The sequence below is a fragment of the Amycolatopsis sp. NPDC054798 genome, from assembly GCF_053611505.1.
In genome coordinates this window covers 1-16,535 of record NZ_JBSHAM010000014.1, presented here as the reverse complement: position 1 = coordinate 16,535, position 16,535 = coordinate 1, and the positions used below count along the sequence as shown (strand labels likewise).

General features: G+C 70.8%; 17 protein-coding genes and 1 pseudogene. 6 read left to right on the top strand and 12 right to left on the bottom strand.

The window, feature by feature from the left end; all coding sequences use genetic code 11:
• Positions 1-351: 351 nt before the first annotated feature.
• The 6 genes from ACWGIC_RS11895 to ACWGIC_RS11870 all read right to left on the bottom strand — a co-directional run bounded on the left by ACWGIC_RS11895 (position 352) and on the right by ACWGIC_RS11870 (position 5,166).
• A complete protein-coding gene (locus tag ACWGIC_RS11895) occupies positions 352-1,116 on the bottom strand; it encodes a thioesterase II family protein (RefSeq protein WP_452075883.1) in 765 nt (254 codons plus the stop codon).
• Positions 1,117-1,146: 30 nt separating this feature from the next.
• The gene (locus tag ACWGIC_RS11890) at positions 1,147-2,442 is read right to left on the bottom strand and encodes an acyltransferase domain-containing protein (protein ID WP_452075882.1); all 1,296 of its coding nucleotides are present in this window, start codon (positions 2,440-2,442) and stop codon (positions 1,147-1,149) included.
• A 12-nt stretch (positions 2,443-2,454) separates the two neighbouring features.
• Positions 2,455-3,480: a streptomycin biosynthesis protein gene (locus ACWGIC_RS11885; protein WP_452075881.1), complete on the bottom strand. Its 1,026-nt coding sequence runs from the start codon at positions 3,478-3,480 to the stop codon at positions 2,455-2,457.
• An 825-nt stretch (positions 3,481-4,305) separates the two neighbouring features.
• The gene (locus ACWGIC_RS11880; RefSeq protein ID WP_452075880.1) at positions 4,306-4,539 is read right to left on the bottom strand and encodes a hypothetical protein; all 234 of its coding nucleotides are present in this window, start codon (positions 4,537-4,539) and stop codon (positions 4,306-4,308) included.
• Positions 4,536-4,709 (bottom strand): hypothetical protein, encoded by a 174-nt coding sequence (locus tag ACWGIC_RS11875; protein ID WP_452075879.1) that lies wholly within the window; start codon positions 4,707-4,709, stop codon positions 4,536-4,538. Before ACWGIC_RS11875 ends, ACWGIC_RS11880 begins: the two co-directional genes overlap by 4 nt.
• 37 nt (positions 4,710-4,746) lie before the next feature.
• Positions 4,747-5,166 carry a DUF6389 family protein gene (locus ACWGIC_RS11870; protein ID WP_452075878.1) on the bottom strand — a complete coding sequence of 140 codons (420 nt, stop codon included), beginning with the start codon at positions 5,164-5,166 and terminating at the stop codon, positions 4,747-4,749.
• A gap of 112 nt (positions 5,167-5,278) precedes the next feature.
• Between ACWGIC_RS11870 and ACWGIC_RS11865 the strand changes: the two genes are divergently transcribed.
• Positions 5,279-6,478: an epoxide hydrolase family protein gene (locus tag ACWGIC_RS11865; protein ID WP_452075877.1), complete on the top strand. Its 1,200-nt coding sequence runs from the start codon at positions 5,279-5,281 to the stop codon at positions 6,476-6,478.
• Between the two features lie 33 nt (positions 6,479-6,511).
• Here ACWGIC_RS11865 and ACWGIC_RS11860 read toward each other — a convergent pair whose 3' ends face one another.
• Positions 6,512-7,402 (bottom strand): helix-turn-helix domain-containing protein, encoded by an 891-nt coding sequence (locus tag ACWGIC_RS11860; protein WP_452075876.1) that lies wholly within the window; start codon positions 7,400-7,402, stop codon positions 6,512-6,514.
• Between the two features lie 44 nt (positions 7,403-7,446).
• Between ACWGIC_RS11860 and ACWGIC_RS11855 the strand changes: the two genes are divergently transcribed.
• Positions 7,447-7,860, top strand: coding sequence for a nuclear transport factor 2 family protein (locus ACWGIC_RS11855; RefSeq protein ID WP_452075875.1), 414 nt, complete (start codon positions 7,447-7,449; stop codon positions 7,858-7,860).
• Positions 7,861-7,866: 6 nt separating this feature from the next.
• Here ACWGIC_RS11855 and ACWGIC_RS11850 read toward each other — a convergent pair whose 3' ends face one another.
• From ACWGIC_RS11850 to ACWGIC_RS11830, 5 genes are all read right to left on the bottom strand, one after another.
• A complete protein-coding gene (locus ACWGIC_RS11850; protein ID WP_452075874.1) occupies positions 7,867-8,373 on the bottom strand; it encodes a hypothetical protein in 507 nt (168 codons plus the stop codon).
• A gap of 217 nt (positions 8,374-8,590) precedes the next feature.
• Positions 8,591-9,043, bottom strand: coding sequence for a hypothetical protein (locus ACWGIC_RS11845; RefSeq protein WP_452075873.1), 453 nt, complete (start codon positions 9,041-9,043; stop codon positions 8,591-8,593).
• Between the two features lie 310 nt (positions 9,044-9,353).
• The gene (locus tag ACWGIC_RS11840) at positions 9,354-9,872 is read right to left on the bottom strand and encodes an oxidoreductase (RefSeq protein ID WP_452075872.1); all 519 of its coding nucleotides are present in this window, start codon (positions 9,870-9,872) and stop codon (positions 9,354-9,356) included.
• A complete protein-coding gene (locus ACWGIC_RS11835) occupies positions 9,869-10,789 on the bottom strand; it encodes a class I SAM-dependent methyltransferase (RefSeq protein ID WP_452075871.1) in 921 nt (306 codons plus the stop codon). Before ACWGIC_RS11835 ends, ACWGIC_RS11840 begins: the two co-directional genes overlap by 4 nt.
• 350 nt (positions 10,790-11,139) lie before the next feature.
• Positions 11,140-11,787 (bottom strand): TetR/AcrR family transcriptional regulator, encoded by a 648-nt coding sequence (locus tag ACWGIC_RS11830; protein WP_452075870.1) that lies wholly within the window; start codon positions 11,785-11,787, stop codon positions 11,140-11,142.
• Between the two features lie 99 nt (positions 11,788-11,886).
• On the opposite strand from ACWGIC_RS11830, the gene ACWGIC_RS11825 reads away from it, so the two are divergent.
• From ACWGIC_RS11825 to ACWGIC_RS11810, 4 genes and pseudogenes are all read left to right on the top strand, one after another.
• Positions 11,887-13,362, top strand: coding sequence for an FAD-dependent monooxygenase (locus ACWGIC_RS11825; RefSeq protein WP_452075869.1), 1,476 nt, complete (start codon positions 11,887-11,889; stop codon positions 13,360-13,362).
• Positions 13,359-13,748: a RidA family protein gene (locus ACWGIC_RS11820; RefSeq protein ID WP_452075868.1), complete on the top strand. Its 390-nt coding sequence runs from the start codon at positions 13,359-13,361 to the stop codon at positions 13,746-13,748. The genes ACWGIC_RS11825 and ACWGIC_RS11820 overlap by 4 nt, the downstream gene beginning before the upstream one ends.
• Positions 13,745-14,419, top strand: a complete 675-nt coding sequence (locus tag ACWGIC_RS11815; RefSeq protein ID WP_452075867.1) for an alpha/beta fold hydrolase — start codon at positions 13,745-13,747, stop codon at positions 14,417-14,419. Before ACWGIC_RS11820 ends, ACWGIC_RS11815 begins: the two co-directional genes overlap by 4 nt.
• A 362-nt stretch (positions 14,420-14,781) precedes the next feature.
• A pseudogene (locus tag ACWGIC_RS11810) lies at positions 14,782-16,386 on the top strand (M4 family metallopeptidase); the annotation flags it as partial.
• Positions 16,387-16,535 lie beyond the last annotated feature (149 nt).

Here is a 16,535-nt window from a genome sequence, read left to right as displayed (position 1 = left end):
TTTTCCCCCTTCGGCGCGAACCGCGATCAACCCCTCCCCTCTCGGCGTCAGCGCCCCTGGTGTATTCAACACCCAAGAGTCTTTCCTCGCCGCCGCGCCGCGCGCCCGCCGACAAGACTAACTACCCGGGCCTACCGCGCTCCCGAGGCGAGCGCGCGGCACACCTCTCCGGTCGTAAAACGCGCCGCTGTGTAGTCTTCCCACGCCCGCAGGCCCGCCGACAGGACTAACTACACAGTCCTACCGCGCGCCGCGCCGATCCCCGAGGCGAGCGCGCGGCACACCTCTCCGGCGGTAAAACCGCGCCGCCGCATCTCGCACCCGCCCCGCAGACCTGCCAGCAGCACAGCCCTACCGCGCCCCACTCCGCTCCCCCGAAACCAGCGCCCGGCGCACCTCGTCGATCACGTCGACAAGCTGATCCTGCAGATAGAAATGCCCGCCAGGAAAAACCCGATGGTGAAACCGCGCCGTCGTATGCCGCTCCCACGCCCGCAGATCCGCCGGCGGCACCATCCGGTCCTCGGCCCCGCCCAGCGCGACGAGATCGTGCGCCAGCGGTTCCCCGCCCGGCCACACGTACTCCTCCACCACCGCCAGATCGGCGCGAACCGTCGGCAGCACCAGGTCCAGGTACTCGGGATTGTCGAGCACCTCCGGCGACAGCCCGCCCAGCTCGTGCAGCGCGGCGACGAGTTCGGTGTCCGGCAGCGCGTGCCGGTGCGGCCCGGTGCGCTCCAGGTGCGGGGCGTGGTGCCCGGACACGATCAGCACCTCCGGCCGCCGGTCCGCGCCGAGATGCCGGCTCAGCTCGAACGCCACCAGCGCGCCCATGCTGTGCCCGAACAGCGCGTACCGGCCCTCGGTGAGCGGGCCGAGGTGCTCGGCCAGTGCCGGGACCAGGGTGTCCATTCGCGAATGCGCGGGCTCGAACATCCGGTTTTCGCGGCCGGGCAGCTGCACCAGGGTGACCTCGACGTCGCTGCTGAAGCATCCCGGCCAGTCCCGGTACGCCGCCGCGCCGCCGCCCGCGTGCGGAAGGCAGATCAGCCGCAGTGCGGCTCCGGGCCGCGGCTGCGGGGTGAGCGTCCAGGGATTGCGGGTCGTTCCGGCCATGCCGTGCGCTCCTGTCCAGAAGTCCGGTTCTCAGTTCTCCGCCGCGGCCCGGTCGGACCGGATCGCCTCCCAGTTCACCGGCACGCCTTCCAGCCACAGGCGGGCGGCGGCCGCCAGCAGGCTGTCGGTGTCGGACTCCCAGTACGGCGACGGCGCCAGCGAGGCCACCACCGGAGCCGGTTCGGCACCGGTCGACGAAAGAAAACGGGTGGCCATGTTCAGCGCCGTCTGCTCGGGCCCGATCTCCAGCACCGCCCCGGGCGGACGGCGCCACAGCGCGCGCAGCCCCTCGTTGAACAGCACCGGCGAGCACATGTGCCGTCCCCAGTGTTCGGGATCGGTGGCCTGGCGCGGGTTCAGCCGGGTGCCGGTCAGGCACGACACGTACCGCAGCCGCGGCGGTTTCCGGGTCATCGACGCGGCCAGTTCGACCAGCCGCGGGCGGACCGGCTCCAGCTTCGGCGTGTGGAAGGCGTGGGTGGTGTCGAGCAGGCCGCAGCGGATGCCGTCGGCGGTCAGCCGGGCGCGCAGTTCCTCGGTGTCGGCGGTGCCGCCGGCGGCGATGCTCACGTCCGGCCCGTTCGTCGCGGCCAGCCAAAGCCCTTCGCGCAGATAGGGTTCCAGCTCTTCCCTGGACAACGAGACCGCGAGCATCCGGCCCTGCGGCAGCTCGTCGACCATCTGCGCGCGGCGCACGATCAGCCGCAGCGCGTCCTCGGCGGCCAGCACCCCCGCGACCGTGGCGGCGACGTACTCGCCGAGACTGTGCGACAGCATCGTCGCCGGTTCGACGCCCCAGTCCTGCCACACCCGCAGCAGCGCGTACTCCAGCACGAACAGCGCCGGATGCCCGATCGTGTTGCGGCGCAACTGTTCCTCGTACTCCGCCGACCGGGGATCGTCCGCGGGCGCGAACATCGCCTGCCTCGGGTCCACGCCGAACTCGGCCACGAGCAGGTCGCTGAGCCGGTCGGCCACCGCGCGGAACCGGCCGAGCCGGTCGTACAGATCCGACCCGCGCACCACCGACAGCTTGCCGAACCCGGCGAACAGCACCGCCACCGACGGCGCCGCGGCCGCGGGTTCGCCGTCGGCCGGGGACCTGGTCAGCAGCCAGCGGGTGTCCCGGTCCCGGACGGTCGCCAGCGCGTGCGCGGTGTCGTAGGCGAGCACGCAGCGCCGGTGGCGGTGCGCCGGGTCCAGCGGTGCCGCCTTGGCGACTTCGGCGAGCCCGCCGGCCGCGGTCGCCAGCTCGGCGGCCAGCGCGGCCGTGCGGTCCTCGAGTTCCGCCGCCGTGGCTCCGGTCAGCGGGATCAGGTGCAGCATCACGTTTCTCCTCTAGTCCTGGGCGGTCTCGAGTCCGGCCGCACCGCTGTCCTCCAGCGAACCGGCCAGATCCGCCCAGGCGGCCGCGTAGACCCTGGCGAACTCGGCCACCAGCGCACGGCAGTGGCTGGGCACCGCCTGCACGAGCTGGCCCCATTCGGCGATGCCCGCGGCGTGCCGGTCCAGCCACCGCAGCAGCGCCCGGCCGGATTCGCTCAGCCGCAGCGCGGGGTCCCGTTTCAGCTGGTCCAGCGCCCGGCGCAGCTCCGCGGCCGAGACCGCCCAGGACTGCCCTCGGCGCGGCGGCGCCGGCGGCGACCCGCGCCGCTGCGCGGGCACCGGATCGTCCCCGGCTTGCAGCCGCCGCCGCACGTCCTGCACCGTGGCCGGGGACAACCCGGCCCGGCGGGCCACCGAGCGCAGCGACGCGCCCGGCTCCTCCGCCAGCAGTTTCCCCGCCAGGCGGCGGCCGGCCGCCGCGTTCGCCGGACGGCTGCGGCCGTCCCGGCCGACCCGTCTGTCCAACTGATCATTCTGGCCAGTCGAACACGAACGCAGTGCCGCCACGGTGCCCGCGGCGAGCCCGACCGCGGCCGCGATCCGGCGGTCCGACCAGTGCGCGTGCGAAACGAGAATCCGTTCCGCCGCCGCGCGCCGGTCGCCGCGGTCCAGCGGCAGCCCGTGCACCCGGTTCAGCCACACCGACAACACGAAAGCGTCCTGCGCACTGCCCGGATACAGCACCGCTGCGATGCACGAACGCCCCCGGGCGACCGCGGCGCGCACCCGGTGCACCCCGTCGATGACACGCATCGTCGGGGCGTGCACGACGATCGGCGGCAAGTCCGCCTCCGCTTCCGCGAGCAGGCCGACGTGGGCGTCGTCCCCGCCCCCGCCGCGCACCCATCCCGCCGCCGAGAGGGCCGCGACCGCGACCAGTTCGACCGGGCAGCCCTCCAGCTGGGCCCGCGCCCAGTCCGCGCACGCGCCGGACTCGCCCTGAATCCCGTCCACTGGAGGACGACCCGGCTGCACCATCAGCGCTCCCTGGATATTCGGACAGGACGGCAGGAAGAACAAGGATCTGACGGACACCCGGGCCTGCCCCGCAATTGCGGTCGGCAAAGACCGAAAGGGTGTTCGGAAACGACCCCAGTTTTCCGAACATTTCGACGTTAACCAACAAGATGACCCTAGCAACGGGAAACTCTTCACCGCAACCAGGGACAAATGACTGGTCCGATCGGGCGGTTCACGGAGCGTTTGAACACCTGTATCGGTGCAGGAAGACGGCCGGACCGGACAGTGTCGCGCCGCACGCGAAACCGCTGTTATGCCCACGGGACACGGCATTGCGGGAGACTGCAGCGCTCTCCGGACGGGGCGGCAGCCTGCCGCGCACGATATCGCAGCCTGTCAAGCCGGTCGAACACACAAGGGCGGCGCACTGGGCTGGCGTTTCGACAAACAGGTCAGCTAATCTGCACCGCTTCCGCGCCGAGAGCCGATTCCCGATCGCCGCTCGCATCCCTTTTCCAGCGACCCTGCCGAGCAATTAACTTCTTGGGGTTTAGCCATTTTCGCAGCCCCCGTGAATATCCTCTGTTTCGCCGGGAAGAGCTTTCCTTCAGGTGCCAGAGCCCGGCCGCCACCGGCGAGTTCCTCCTGCGTCGGCGCCTCGGAACACCACCCGGCCCGGAAGACGTGGCGGAACAACGGTTCCGAGATCTTCCGCGGTGCGGCGCAATTGTCCAGTACCGGACAAAGCTTCGGCGGCCGACGTTTCACGAAGGATCAGGACGGCACAACGAAGCTCAGCGCCCGGCAACCGGCGAAGAAATCTTCGCCGGCCGATACTCGCCCTCACTCCGGCCAGGCGTCCATCGTCGCCCGCACCCCGGACGCGCCGAGCGTCCGGCCGTATCCGTCCACCACAAACCGGCCAGTGTCCTCTTCGGACACTCCGGCGCACGGTTCGCCGGTGCCCGCGTCGACGAGACGCACCGGGATGTTCTGCACCAGGCAGGCGAGAGACTTGCCGTAGCGCGTGACGTCTTCCGGGACGCCACTGTCAAACGCGCCGATGAGGTCGCTCACCTGGTCCTCGCGGACGTCCCATTCCCGGTGCGCTCGTCGGGTCCGCCCGCCCACAGCTGGAAGGTCAGCACCGGCGCGCCGAAGGGCTCGGTGCAGGCGTCGAGGAACGCGCGTACCTTCGCGTGCGCCGCCTCGGGCTGGCGGGTGCGCACCGTGCGTTTGGCAAGCACCCGCGGCCCGCGCAGCCCGGTCGGCTCGGTGACGCGCTCACGCGAAAGTTCCGTCCGGGGACCCGATCCGCCAGAACCCCTCGGGAGCCCCAGCGGGGATCAGCGGCGAGATCCACTCCGCCACCACCTCGACGAGCACCGCTTCGAGCTCGTCGCGCGTCCACCCGCGCGGACGCGGCGGAACCTCGGGCTCCCAGCCGGCTTCTCCCCAGACCACGCCGAAGAGCTGCCGATCGTCGTCGAACCGGCGGTCGAGCGCGAACGCGTCGCGGCCGGCGAACCGGGCCCAGACGTCGAACGGGCCCTCGCCGTCCTGATCGACGAAGACGTCGACCACGATGCCCTCGGCCTCGGCCGCGCGCGCCGCGGCCCAGAACCGTTCGAGCCTGGCGAAGGTCTCTTGCGCGGCGGAGCCGAGGATCCCGGTCACCGCGGCCCGGTACTCGCCCGTGTCCACGGGACCGAGCATACGGCCGGGCGCCCCCGGGCCCGCGACACCGCAATAATTGACTCGCACCCGGCAATCTCAAGCATTGAGGCACGATCCGCCCGGCCATACCGTCCAGTTCGTGGTTGACATTCCTGCGGGCGACCCGCTGCCCAGCCCCGAGCCCTACGCCATCCGCGTCGACGACGCCGACCTCGCCGATCTGCGGAACCGGCTCGCCCAGGTCCGGCTTCCCGAACCCGAGACCGTGCCGGACGCGTCCCAAGGGCTTCAGCTGGAGCGGCTGACGTCGCTGCTGACGGCCTGGCGCGAGCACGATTGGCCCGCGCGGCAAGCGCAGTGGAACGCCATCCCCCACTACCGCGTCGTGATCGACGGCCTGGGCATCGCGTTCTGGCACGTGCGCTCCCCCGAGCCGGACGCGCTGCCGCTGCTGCTGACGCACGGCTGGCCCGGTTCGATCCTCGAATTCGAGGACGTCATCGGGCCGCTGAGCGATCCGGTCGCGCACGGCGGTTCCGCGCACGACGCCTTCCACCTGGTGATCCCGGCGCTGCCCGGGTTCGGGTTCAGCGACCGGCCCCGCGAGCTGGGCTGGAACCCCGGGCGCACCGCACGGGCGTGGGCGGAGCTGATGACCGTGCTCGGCTATCCGCGTTTCGGCGCGCACGGCGGGGACTGGGGCGCGTTCGTGAGCACCGAACTCGCGCGCCTCGTTCCCGAGCGCGTCGCGGGCCTGCACCTGACGATGCCGATCGCCTCGCCGACGCCCGACGACCTGCTCGCGCCCAGCCCCGCCGAACAACGCATCCTCGACCGGCGCACCCTGCACCTGACCGACGGCTACGGCTTCGGCGTGCAGATGAGCACGCGCCCGCAGACCCTGGGCTACTCGCTGCTCGACTCCCCCGCCGGGCTGGCCGCGTGGCTGGGCGAGAAATTCGCCGCCTACTCCGACACCCGGCCCGAGGCCGGCGGCGGCGTGAGCATCGCGCAGCAGATCGACAACATCGCCCTGTACTGGCTGACCGGCACCGGAGCCTCCTCTTCCCGGTGGTACTGGGAGGCGATGCGCTGGGTGGCGCGCAGCGCGGAGGAGGAGAACGCGCAACCGGTCACCGTTCCGACCGCCTGCTCGGTGTTCCCGGCCGATCCCTGGCCCGCCGCCCGCCACTGGGCCGAGCGCCGCTACCTCGACCTGCGTTCCTGGAACGAACTGGACCGCGGCGGCCACTTCCCCGGTCTGGAGCAGCCGGACCTGCTGGTTTCCGAAATCAGGGACGCGTTCCGGCACTCGCGCAAGCCGCGGATCGTGGCCTGAACCGCCGCCGTGTTCGAAGCCGCGCTGTCGCCGTCAAGAATCGCGGTACGCCGAGGGACGCGTCCCGGTGTGCCGCAGGAAGGCGGTCGACAGCGCGGCCGGGCTGGCGAATCCGCACCGCCCCGAGATCTGGGAGACCGTCAGATCGGTGTCGCGCAGCAGCCGTTTCGCCTCGTCGATCCGCAACCGGGTCAGATACCGGTACGGCGTCGCCCCGGTCGCCTCTTTGAAGACCCGGACCAGGTGATAGACGCTCAGGTGCACCTCGCCGGCGAGGTCGGCGAGGGTGAGCGGTTCGGCGAGCCGCTCGCGCATCGCCGCGACCACCGCCCGGACCCGCGGGTTCTCCCGCGCCGGCGCCGGCCCGGCGGACAGCTTGCCGTGGCGGGTGAGCAGCTGCATCGTCAGGAACGCCGCCGCGGACTCGGCGTACAGGTCGTCGGCCTCGCTCGCGCCGCCGACGGCTCGGATGATCTCCTCGACCAGCGGATCCCCCGCTGTCAGCGACGCGGCGACGGCCTCGAAGTCCACGGTGGCGCCGCCGAGCCGCGCGGCCGTCGAATCGACGGTGGCCCGCGGGATGTGGACCTGCACGCTGTTCAGCACCCCGTCCGCCCGGTAACGGCGCAGGGCCGGCTGGTCCGGGGGCATCAGCTCGACGCGTCCCGGCGTCCACGGCGTGCGTTCCCACCCGCCGTCCCGGCGCGTTTCCAGCACGGCGCGTCCGCCGACCGGCAGCACCAGGTGCAGATCCGCCGCGGCGGGCAATTCCATTTCGTCGGCGACGGGAACGTGCTCGAAGCGCTGCACGAGCAGGGACTGCCAGCCGGCGTCCTCCCAGCTGCAATACGTCCGCCGGACGTAACGGTCCATTTCGAAACCGGCGTACGGCTGGAGATCCAGCTGCGTGGAGTCGAACACCATGACTCAAGGCTAACGACGGGAAACACCCCGCAACAGGAGGTTCGATGACTGCCGCACCCCACCCCGCGCGCATCGCCAGCCAGGCTTTGCACGACGCCGTCCGCAGGCGGGACAAGGAGGCCTGGCTGGCCCTGTTCGCCGCGGACGCCCTCGTGGAAGACCCGGTCGGCCCTTCGCAATTCGACGTGGAGGGGAAAGGACACCGGGGCCGGGACGCGATTTCGGCGTTCTGGGACCAGGCGATCGCGCCCAACGAGTCGATCGATTTCCTGTTCGACGACTCTTTCGCCTGCGGAGACGAAATCGCCTTCACCGGCATGGTCCGCAGCCGCAACGACGGCCACGTGCTCGAAGCCGAGGGCGTGTTCGTCTACCGGGTCGACGAGGAGGGCAGGATCGCCTCCGTGCGCGCGTTCTGGGAGGTCGAGCGGACCTTGCGCACCGTGCGCCCCGCCTGACCGCGATCAGCCGGGTCCGGGGTTGCCTGCCTGGCTGCGCCAAAGACGGGCCATGGTCCTCCGGTACGACATCCAGTACACCGCGGGCGCAGCGCCTGCGAGCAAAGCCAAGGCGGCGATGCTGAGGCCGACCACGAAGAGAGTGAAAGTATTGCTGCCCGCGTGCCGGTTGGCGAAGAAGAAAGTCGCCACGCTCAGCACGACGGCACTGACGGTGATCAGGCCGACCGCGGCCACGGTCAAGGTCTTGAGATGCTTCTGCCACGACAGCAGTTCGACAGCGGGCTGGTCGCCGCGGCGGCCCCGCAGCCAGAACACCGCCGCTGTCACGCCGACCACCAGGCCCGTCCCGGTGGAGCCCAGACCGAAAGTGAAGGCGCCGCCGGCGCCGATATTGGCGCCGGTGTGCGGAGGCTGGGTGATGAGCATGACGAATCCCGTGCCCAGCAACACGGCCCCGACGGCGATCAACCAAACCGCGACGGTCGTCAGGGTCTTGACAGGGGTTCTCATGGTTCCTTCCGGCGGGACGAGGTGCGTGCCCGGTCGCGGACCGGGCACCGGCGGTGAACAAAAGGCATGAACACCTGATTTCAGGCAATGTCAGCTTACCCGGTCTGGACCACCGCCGGACGCGTTCGCCCAAAAAAGACCAGCGGGCACAGCGGAGTTCATTGATTCGCGCGCCGCGGGCGATTTCCGCCGCTCCCCGGCGACGGTGTCGCCCGGCTCAGCTCTCGCCGGGTGATTCCGGCCCGGAACCGGCGCGCGGGGCGGGAATCACAAACCCGTCCGCGGACCGGTTGCCGCGGTAACGGGCCACCACGACCCGGACACCGTTGCGGAACGCGTCGGGCATCTCGGCGAGGACAGTGCTGCGCGGCACCGGACGCGGCACGTCAAGCCCCGTCATCGGCCGTGCGAGGCCGATTCCGCGGACTGTCCACCGCGGCCGCCCGTCCTTGTCCAGGTCGGTGAATTCCAGCGAAACCGGGCGCAGCGCCGCGACGCGCACCAGCCCGCTGTCCGGCCCGGTCGGGATCAGCACGTCGCCCGCGTCGAGAAGCAGGCAGGCGCGCGGGACCGGCTTGAGCCCGTCGATCGCGACGATGCCGCGGCGTCCGCGTTCGGGCGACCGGAGCAGCCGGACGCATTCGCGATGCGTCAGCTCCACGTCGGCCATCGCGCATCTCCTCCCTGCGCCGTGATGAACCCAGGATCCCGATTCCACCACGCGGCGCGCAAGAACCCGCGCTGCCGACTATTCGCCGGAAAACCCGATCACGCCAGCCGTGTTCACCGGGACGTGTCAACACTTTTCGCGGCGGCTGAATCAGGAATCAGCAGCAGGAAGGAGCAACAAACGAGGAATCCGGCGACGGAAATCAACGGACCGGGCGTCGCGCTCGCGTTGGTCCTGCGAAAGCGACGGCGGGCCGTTCCATTCCGAACCCTTGCGCGGCGAACACGCCACCGACACGCACGGCTGATTCTCACGCCGGAGCCCGGTACCAACGGCGATGGACGATCGGCTCGACGGCCAGCACACTGCCCGCGGCGGCACTCGCGACCGCCCAGACGAGCCAGTCGCTCGACGCGGCGGCCGACCACAGCACGGCGGCGGCCACGACCACGGGCCTGGCCAGCGTGAACGGCCCGAGACCGATCAAGATCACGAACGTGCTCCCCCGCATCGGCAGCAGCCCGTACGCCAGCAGCGAGACCACCGCGACCGCCGCGAACGGCGTCAGCACTTGCAACATCCGCGTGCCCGCCCTGACCAGTTCGGCGTACCGGGCACCGGGATCCGCCGAGCCCCCGAGCGCCGCCACGATCAGCGCCGCCACCAGCCCGAGGCCCGCGACACCGCTGAGGAGGCCCCGGCGGGAGGCCGCCAGATAGTAGGAACGCTTGCGGATCCGGGCGTTGCGGCCGGTCGCCGCCCGAAAGCCCGCGAACGCGGCGTCGACGAGCGCGAGCGTGCCGAGCAGGAGCGGAACCATCACGGTCATCTCGCAGACGCCTGCGTTCCCGCGACCAGACCGCGCGCCCGGCGTCCGAGCGCACGAAGAACGTCGCCGGTCAACGCCGGACGAAGGCCGACGACCGGCCGCATCGCCGCGCAGAGCGGGTTGGTGTGCCTGGGCGATTCGAAGAGAAACGTCTCCATCCCCGCAGCCCGCGCGGCGGCCGACAGCAGCACGGTGTCGCTGTGGGCGCGCCGCGCGGACGCGACGCCGTCGTGCCGCCCCAGCGGCTCCCGCATCCGGGCCCGGTGGAACAGCCAGGCACCGAACGGAGCCAACCGGGTCGAGGCAAGGTCGTAATGGATGAACGCCTGTGCGCCCGCGCGGTCTTGGGCGCTAAAGAACTCCGGCAGAGCGTCAGCCGGGAAGTGGTGCAGCACCCCGCTGGACAGGTAGACGGTGGCGTCCTCGGTCAGCGCGAAGGCGTCCCCGCACACGAACGTGCAAGGCAGTCGCTCGTCCTCGGCCAGCCTGCTCGCTTCCGCCACGAGAGCGCTGTTGAAATCCACGCCCACCAGCTCGACGTCGGGGCCGAGGACCCCGGAATCGGCCAGGCTGCGCACCAGGAACCCCAGCCCGCAGCCGATGTCCACCACCCGGGGGCAGATCCCCTTCGCCCGGACCGCGGCGAGTACCGGCACCAGCAGTTCGGCGAACCGCCGCGCCATGCGGACTTCCTCGTTGAGCCGCTGCAACTCGGTGTGGACCCGGATCAGCAGCCGGTCCACCGCGACCGGATCCAGCACCTCGCCGACGACCGGGAGCCGCTCCACGATCCGGGCGGCCCGCTCGTCCCCGGCCGCCCGCAGCCGATCCGCGACCGCGGCCCGGAGAACCGGGAGGCGCTCGCCGGTCGCCGGATCCCATTCGGCCACCAGATCGGAGATCTCCAGCACCGCCATGCGCGAACCTTAGCGAGCACCGTGCGGTCGGGCCGCCGGTTCGCCGCAACCCCCGCTCACTTCGCTGGACGACGGACGAGCATGGTCGGCAGGAGCGCGCTCACCGCTCGTCGTCTCCGCACTGGACCTGGACCTCGACCCGATGCCGCAGGTAAGCATCGGGATGAGCCCGGGCGATGCGCACCGCTTGCGCGAGCCCTCCGGGTGAGCGGCAGCAGGGGACGGACACAGCGGCGCACGTCGAGGTCGTCATTGGCGACGAACTCCCGGAGCGCGACGGCATGTCGCCGCTGGCCTACCGCCGGGCCCACCACGCGCCGGAACCGTTGGCAGCGCGGTGAACCCGCCCGTCAGGGCAGCTCCGCGGTGAGCAGCCGCAGGCCCTGCTCGAAAAGCTCGGTCAGGTCCGTTCCGGTCAGATGGCCTTGTGCCTCGGCCAGACGCGGGTAGTCGCCGCCCTCGATCGCCTGGCGCAGGGTGTCGATGTCGGCGGACAGGTCCGGGCCGGACTGCAACGCCGCTTGTTCCTCGAGGACATGACCGGTCGCGAAGTGCAGAACCAGCAGCGCCGTCTTCATCGCCGCCTCGGCGTCGAGTCCGGCGTCCCGCAAAGCTCCGTTGAGGGCTTCGGCGAAGCCCAGGGTGTTCGGTCCGATGGCGTGTGTGCCCGCGTACACCCGCGCACCGTCGCGATAGGACAGAAGAGCGGTGCGCAGGCTTCTCGCCAGTGCCCAAACCCGTTCCCGCGGCTCGGCGATTCCTTCGGCCGCGGCTCGGCAGCCGTCCAGCATCGCCTCGGCCATGGCGGTCAGCAAAGCCTGTTTGGTCGGGAAGTAGCCGTAGAGCGTCCCCACCTGAACGCCGACCGCGGTGGCCAGTTTTCGCATGGTGAGCGCGTCGAGGCCTTCTTCGTCGAGCAGCCGGAGCGCGGCGGCGGTGACGTGGGCCCGGTCGGCGGCGGGCGGCCGTCCTCGGGTGCGGGGCTGGTACGCGGTCATGTCGGGGTGAGCCTAGCAGCGTGTTTGACAGCTTCGCGTTTCCTCAGGACACTGGCGGCAGGTTAAATGAACAGCGTTCGGAAATTCAAGGAGGCAACGATGGACACCGATGTGGTGATCAGCGGAGCGGGCCCGACCGGGTTGCTGCTCGGCGCCGAACTCGCACTGGCCGGAGTGCGGGTCCGGATCCTCGAACGGCAGGAGGCGCGGCACGAGCAGTCCCGCGCGCTCACGCTGCATCCGCGCAGCATCGAAATCCTCGAACTGCGCGGACTGGCCGACCGGTTCCTCTCCCTGGGCCGAACCGTCCCGAGCTGGCATTTCGCCGGCCTGTCCCGGCAACTGGACTTTTCCGTCCTGGACACCCGCCACGGCTACACCCTGTTCCTGGAACAGGCCCGCACGGAGCAGGTGCTGGAAGAACGCGCCCGAGAGCTCGGCGTCGAAATCTCCTACGGGCACGAGGTCGTTTCGCTGGCCCAGGACGGTGACGGGGTCGACGTCGCAGGCGTCGGGCCCGACGGGGACTTCCGTCTTCGCGCGGCCTATCTCGTCGGCTGCGACGGCGGCCGGAGCAAGGTCCGGGAGTCCGCCGGCATCGGCTTCCCGGGCTCGGACGGCACGATGAGCGCGATGCTCGGCGACTTCGCCGTCGTCGACCAGGAGGAGATCGCCGCAGCTGGACGGGGCCAGGTGCTGATCGTCCCGCTGTCCGGAGGCCTGACCCGGTTCGTGATCACCAGCCCGACGCGCATGCGCGTCCCGGCGACGGAACCGGTGACGCTCGAAGAGTTCCGCGACACCCTGGTGGAACTGGCGGGCACGTCCTTCGGGATCGCGGAGCCGCGCTGGCTGTCGCGATTCGGAAACGCGACACGGCTGGCGGAGAACTACCGTTCCGGTCGCGTTTTCCTCGCGGGCGACGCGGCGCACATCCATTTCCCCGCGGCGGGCCAGGGCCTCAACACCGGTTTGCAGGACGCGATGAACCTCGGCTGGAAACTCGCCGCCGAGATCCACGGCTGGGCGCCGCCGGGCCTGCTCGACACCTACCACGCGGAGCGGTTCCCGGTGGGGCAGCTGGTCACCGACAACACCCAGGTCCAGACACTGCTGCTGGAACTGACCCTGGTCCCCGGCTACCAGCGCCCGGTGTCGGCGCTGCGCGAGCTGCTGGACTCGCTGCTCGAGATCCCCGAGGTCAACGCCCGGCTGGCCGGACTGGTGTCGGCACTGGCGACGTCCTATCCGGTGCCGGGCGACGACCCTCTCGTCGGCGCGCGCCTGCCCGACCGGCCGCTCGGCTCGGGCGGGAGACGAGTCTCGGATCTGGTGCACAGCGGCACCTTCGGCTACGTCGGGGCGGCCGCAGCGCAAGTCGCCGAGGGCTGGAAGAACCGGATCATCGTGGCAGGCGAGCAGTCCTGGCCCGAGAACGTCAGCGAAGCGCTCATCCGGCCGGACGGGCACCTCGCGTGGGTTCGCCGGGAAAACGACCCTCCGGACGCCGCGCTCCGCGAAGCCGCGATCGCCGCGTGGGCCGGCGCTCCCGAGCGGGCGGCGGTGCGGTCATGACCGAGTACCTGACGCCCGCCGGACTCCACTCCATTCCCGGGGCTTTCACTCCCGTCGTGCGAGTGGCCGATCTCGTCTTCCTTTCCGGGCAGGTCGCCTGGGACGAACACGGGAACCTGCGCGGCGAGGACCACGTGACCCAGATGCGGCGGATCGCGCAGAACCTCGACACCGCGCTCGCCGCCGTCGGCTGCGGGCGCGAGCACATCGTGAAGGAAACCGTGTACGTCGTGGATTACCGCCCCGAGCTGATCCCCGCCCTCTTCACCGCGCTGCGCGAAGGGGTGCCCGCAGCGCCGGCGAGCACCCTGGTCGGGGTCGCCGCGCTGTTCGCCCCCGACGTGCTGGTCGAGGTCGAGGTCGTCGCGAAAGTGCCCGCTGCGTGAGCCATTACGTCCTGGTGCACGGCTCGTGGTGCGGCGGCTGGGCGTGGGACCGGATCGCGGCGCGCTTGTCCGGACAGGGACACACGGTCGCCGCGCCCACTCTCGCCGGTTCCGGCTTGCTGCAGCACATCGACGAGGTCGGCCGGGTGCTCGAGGATCAGGCCGTCCTCGTCGGCCACAGCTACGGAGGCATGGTCGTCGCCGGTGTCGCCGACGCGCATCCGGAGGTGTCCGGGGTGATCTATCTCGACGCTTTCCTTCCCTCTCCCGGAGAATCCGCGTTCGACCTGATGCCGATGCTGCGTCAGCCGTTCGCCGAAGCAGCGCGGTCCCACGATCCTTCCGGCAGGACGGTACCGCCGTTCGGGCTCGACGCACTCGGATTCACCGACCCCGCCGTCGTGTCCCGGCTGCGGCCGATCGGCCTAGCCACTCACGAAGAGCCCTTGCCGCCGGCTTCGGGCAGGCGACCGCCCAGCCGCTACGTTCTTTTCGGCGAGCACTCCCCTTTCCTGCCCATGGCTGTCCGCGCCAGTGAGCAGGGGGCGGAATGCCGGACGGTCGCGACTGGCCATTTAGGACTGTGGACGGCGGCGGCCGAGGTGTGCGCGGCCATGACTGTCGAAGGCCGTCACACCGACGGGCGGGGAACCTCGACGGCGACGTGCTGAACGCGACCGCGCGCACCCGGCGTCGCAGAGAGCGCTTCGCGGCTGCGGAACGACGGGTATCGGGTCTTCTGAGCGGCACCGGCCATTCCCGCCGCCCGGGCCCTTCCGACATTCGTACGGCACCCGGGACATTCCCTACGAAAGTCGCCCGGGCCCCGAACGGGCCAAAAATCCCAGCACCGGCAAGGCATATACCAATTGACCGCCGAATCCGGAACATTCCGTTGGTCCGTTTGGCGCATTGACGCCCCGATGCGCTGATCCTTTACTCGACTGTGCTCGGGCGCATACCCAGGGTAAGCGCCCGGGCACGTTCTCCCTCCCCGCACCCATCGTCCTGCCTTCATGGAAGGAAGACCTCGATGCCCCATCGCGGATTCACCACGGGCTTGGCGGCTGCCGCCGGTCTTGCCATGACACTCGCTCTGCCGGCCGTCCCGGCGAGCGCTGCCTCGGAAGCCCAGCCCGCTTCCCCGGACACGGCTGCCGCACGCGCCGCGGACCAGGCGGTCGCCTCCGGGCTCGGCGCGTTCAGCCGCGGTCCCGCCGAAGCGTTCCGGCGCGTCGGCCTGACCGCGGGCGACGCCGGGCTTTTCTACGGCTCCTACGAGCGCACTTACCAGGGCCTGCGGGTCGTCGGCGGAGACGCGGTCGTCGTCGCGGACGGGGCGGGGAACGTGCGCGGCACCAGCGCCGCGGAAACCGCGCCCATCACCGTCGGGACGCAGGCCGTTCTCGACGCCGCCAAGGCCGCTTCCACCGCGCGCGCCCAACTGCCCATTGTGGACAGTGTGAGCGCTCCGGAGAAGGTGGTTCTCGCCGGAGCGAATCCGAAACTGGCCTACGAGGTCGTCGTCGCCGGGCGCACTGCCTCGGCGCCGAGCAAGCTGCACGTGTTCGTCGACGCGGCCACCGGCGCGGTGCTCGACAAGCGGGACGATATCAAGACCTTCGGCTCCGGGGCCAAGACCCAGGCCCAGCCGGACGCGGCCAACGCAGTGAACGCGGCGGGGACGGGCAACAGCTATTACGTCGGCACCGTCTCCCTCGACACGACGCAGTCCGGCTCCACCTACAGCATGCGCGACCCCGGCCGCCCGGGTCTCAGCTGCGGCCGCGAGGGCGGTTCTGTCTACAGCGGACCGGACAACAGCTGGGGCAACGGGTCGGGCACGAACCTCGAAACCGGCTGCGTCGACGCCCTCTTCAGCGTCCAGACCGAGTGGAAGATGCTGAAGGACTGGCTGGGCCGCAACGGCATCAACGGCAGCGGCCGGGGCTTCCCGGCGTCCGTCGGCCTGAACGACGTCAACGCCTACTGGGACGGCTCTTCGACGCACTTCGGGCACTCGCAGGACAACCGGCGCCAGGCCACCTCGATGGACGTCGTCGGCCACGAATTCGGGCACGGCATCTTCCAGACCACCCCGGGCGGCGCGGGTTCCGGCAACGAGAACGGCGGCCTGAACGAGTCGACCGGCGACATCTTCGGGGCGATGACCGAGGCGTATGCGAACAACGCGAAGGACCGTCCGGACTACGAGGTCGGCGAGGGCGTGAACCTGGTCGGCCAGGGCCCGATCCGCTACATGTACAACCCGTCGAAGGTCGGCGACCCGAACTGCTACTCGTCGTCGATCCCCAGCACCGAGGTGCACGCCGCGGCCGGTCCGCAGAACCACTGGTTCTACCTGCTCGCCGAGGGCTCGAACCCGGGCGGCGGCAAGCCGGCCAGCCCGACCTGCAACAACAGCAGCGTCACCGGCGTCGGGATCCAGAAGGCCGCCAAGATCTTCTACAACGGCCTGCTGAAGAAGACCTCGTCGTGGAACCACCGGGCCGCGCGCAAGGCGACGCTGGAGGCCGCGATCGCGCTCTTCCCGGGCAGCTGCACGGAATACAACACCACCAAGGCCGCCTGGAACGCCGTCTCCGTTCCCGCCGTCTCGGGCGAGCCGACCTGCACGACCCGGGCCGCTCGCTGACCTGACGCGGCCGGGCCCCGCTCTACGCCGAGCGGCGGGGCCCCGCCCCGCGGGCCCGAACCACGAGGTAACCCCCTACCCCAAACGAAGGAACGCACCGCCAAGAAATTGAAGACACGAAACGGCGCCGG

Excerpts from the sequence above, each read along its gene's own strand:
- ACWGIC_RS11895 (WP_452075883.1), bottom strand. The coding sequence starts at position 1,116 with ATGGCCGGAACGACCCGCAATCCCTGGACGCTCACCCCGCAGCCGCGG.
- ACWGIC_RS11890 (WP_452075882.1), bottom strand. The coding sequence starts at position 2,442 with ATGCTGCACCTGATCCCGCTGACCGGAGCCACGGCGGCGGAACTCGAG.
- ACWGIC_RS11885 (WP_452075881.1), bottom strand. The coding sequence starts at position 3,480 with ATGGTGCAGCCGGGTCGTCCTCCAGTGGACGGGATTCAGGGCGAGTCC.
- ACWGIC_RS11860 (WP_452075876.1), bottom strand. The coding sequence starts at position 7,402 with ATGGTGTTCGACTCCACGCAGCTGGATCTCCAGCCGTACGCCGGTTTC.
- ACWGIC_RS11855 (WP_452075875.1), top strand. The coding sequence starts at position 7,447 with ATGACTGCCGCACCCCACCCCGCGCGCATCGCCAGCCAGGCTTTGCAC.
- ACWGIC_RS11850 (WP_452075874.1), bottom strand. The coding sequence starts at position 8,373 with ATGAGAACCCCTGTCAAGACCCTGACGACCGTCGCGGTTTGGTTGATC.
- ACWGIC_RS11845 (WP_452075873.1), bottom strand. The coding sequence starts at position 9,043 with ATGGCCGACGTGGAGCTGACGCATCGCGAATGCGTCCGGCTGCTCCGG.
- ACWGIC_RS11840 (WP_452075872.1), bottom strand. The coding sequence starts at position 9,872 with ATGACCGTGATGGTTCCGCTCCTGCTCGGCACGCTCGCGCTCGTCGAC.
- ACWGIC_RS11835 (WP_452075871.1), bottom strand. The coding sequence starts at position 10,789 with ATGGCGGTGCTGGAGATCTCCGATCTGGTGGCCGAATGGGATCCGGCG.
- ACWGIC_RS11830 (WP_452075870.1), bottom strand. The coding sequence starts at position 11,787 with ATGACCGCGTACCAGCCCCGCACCCGAGGACGGCCGCCCGCCGCCGAC.
- ACWGIC_RS11825 (WP_452075869.1), top strand. The coding sequence starts at position 11,887 with ATGGACACCGATGTGGTGATCAGCGGAGCGGGCCCGACCGGGTTGCTG.
- ACWGIC_RS11820 (WP_452075868.1), top strand. The coding sequence starts at position 13,359 with ATGACCGAGTACCTGACGCCCGCCGGACTCCACTCCATTCCCGGGGCT.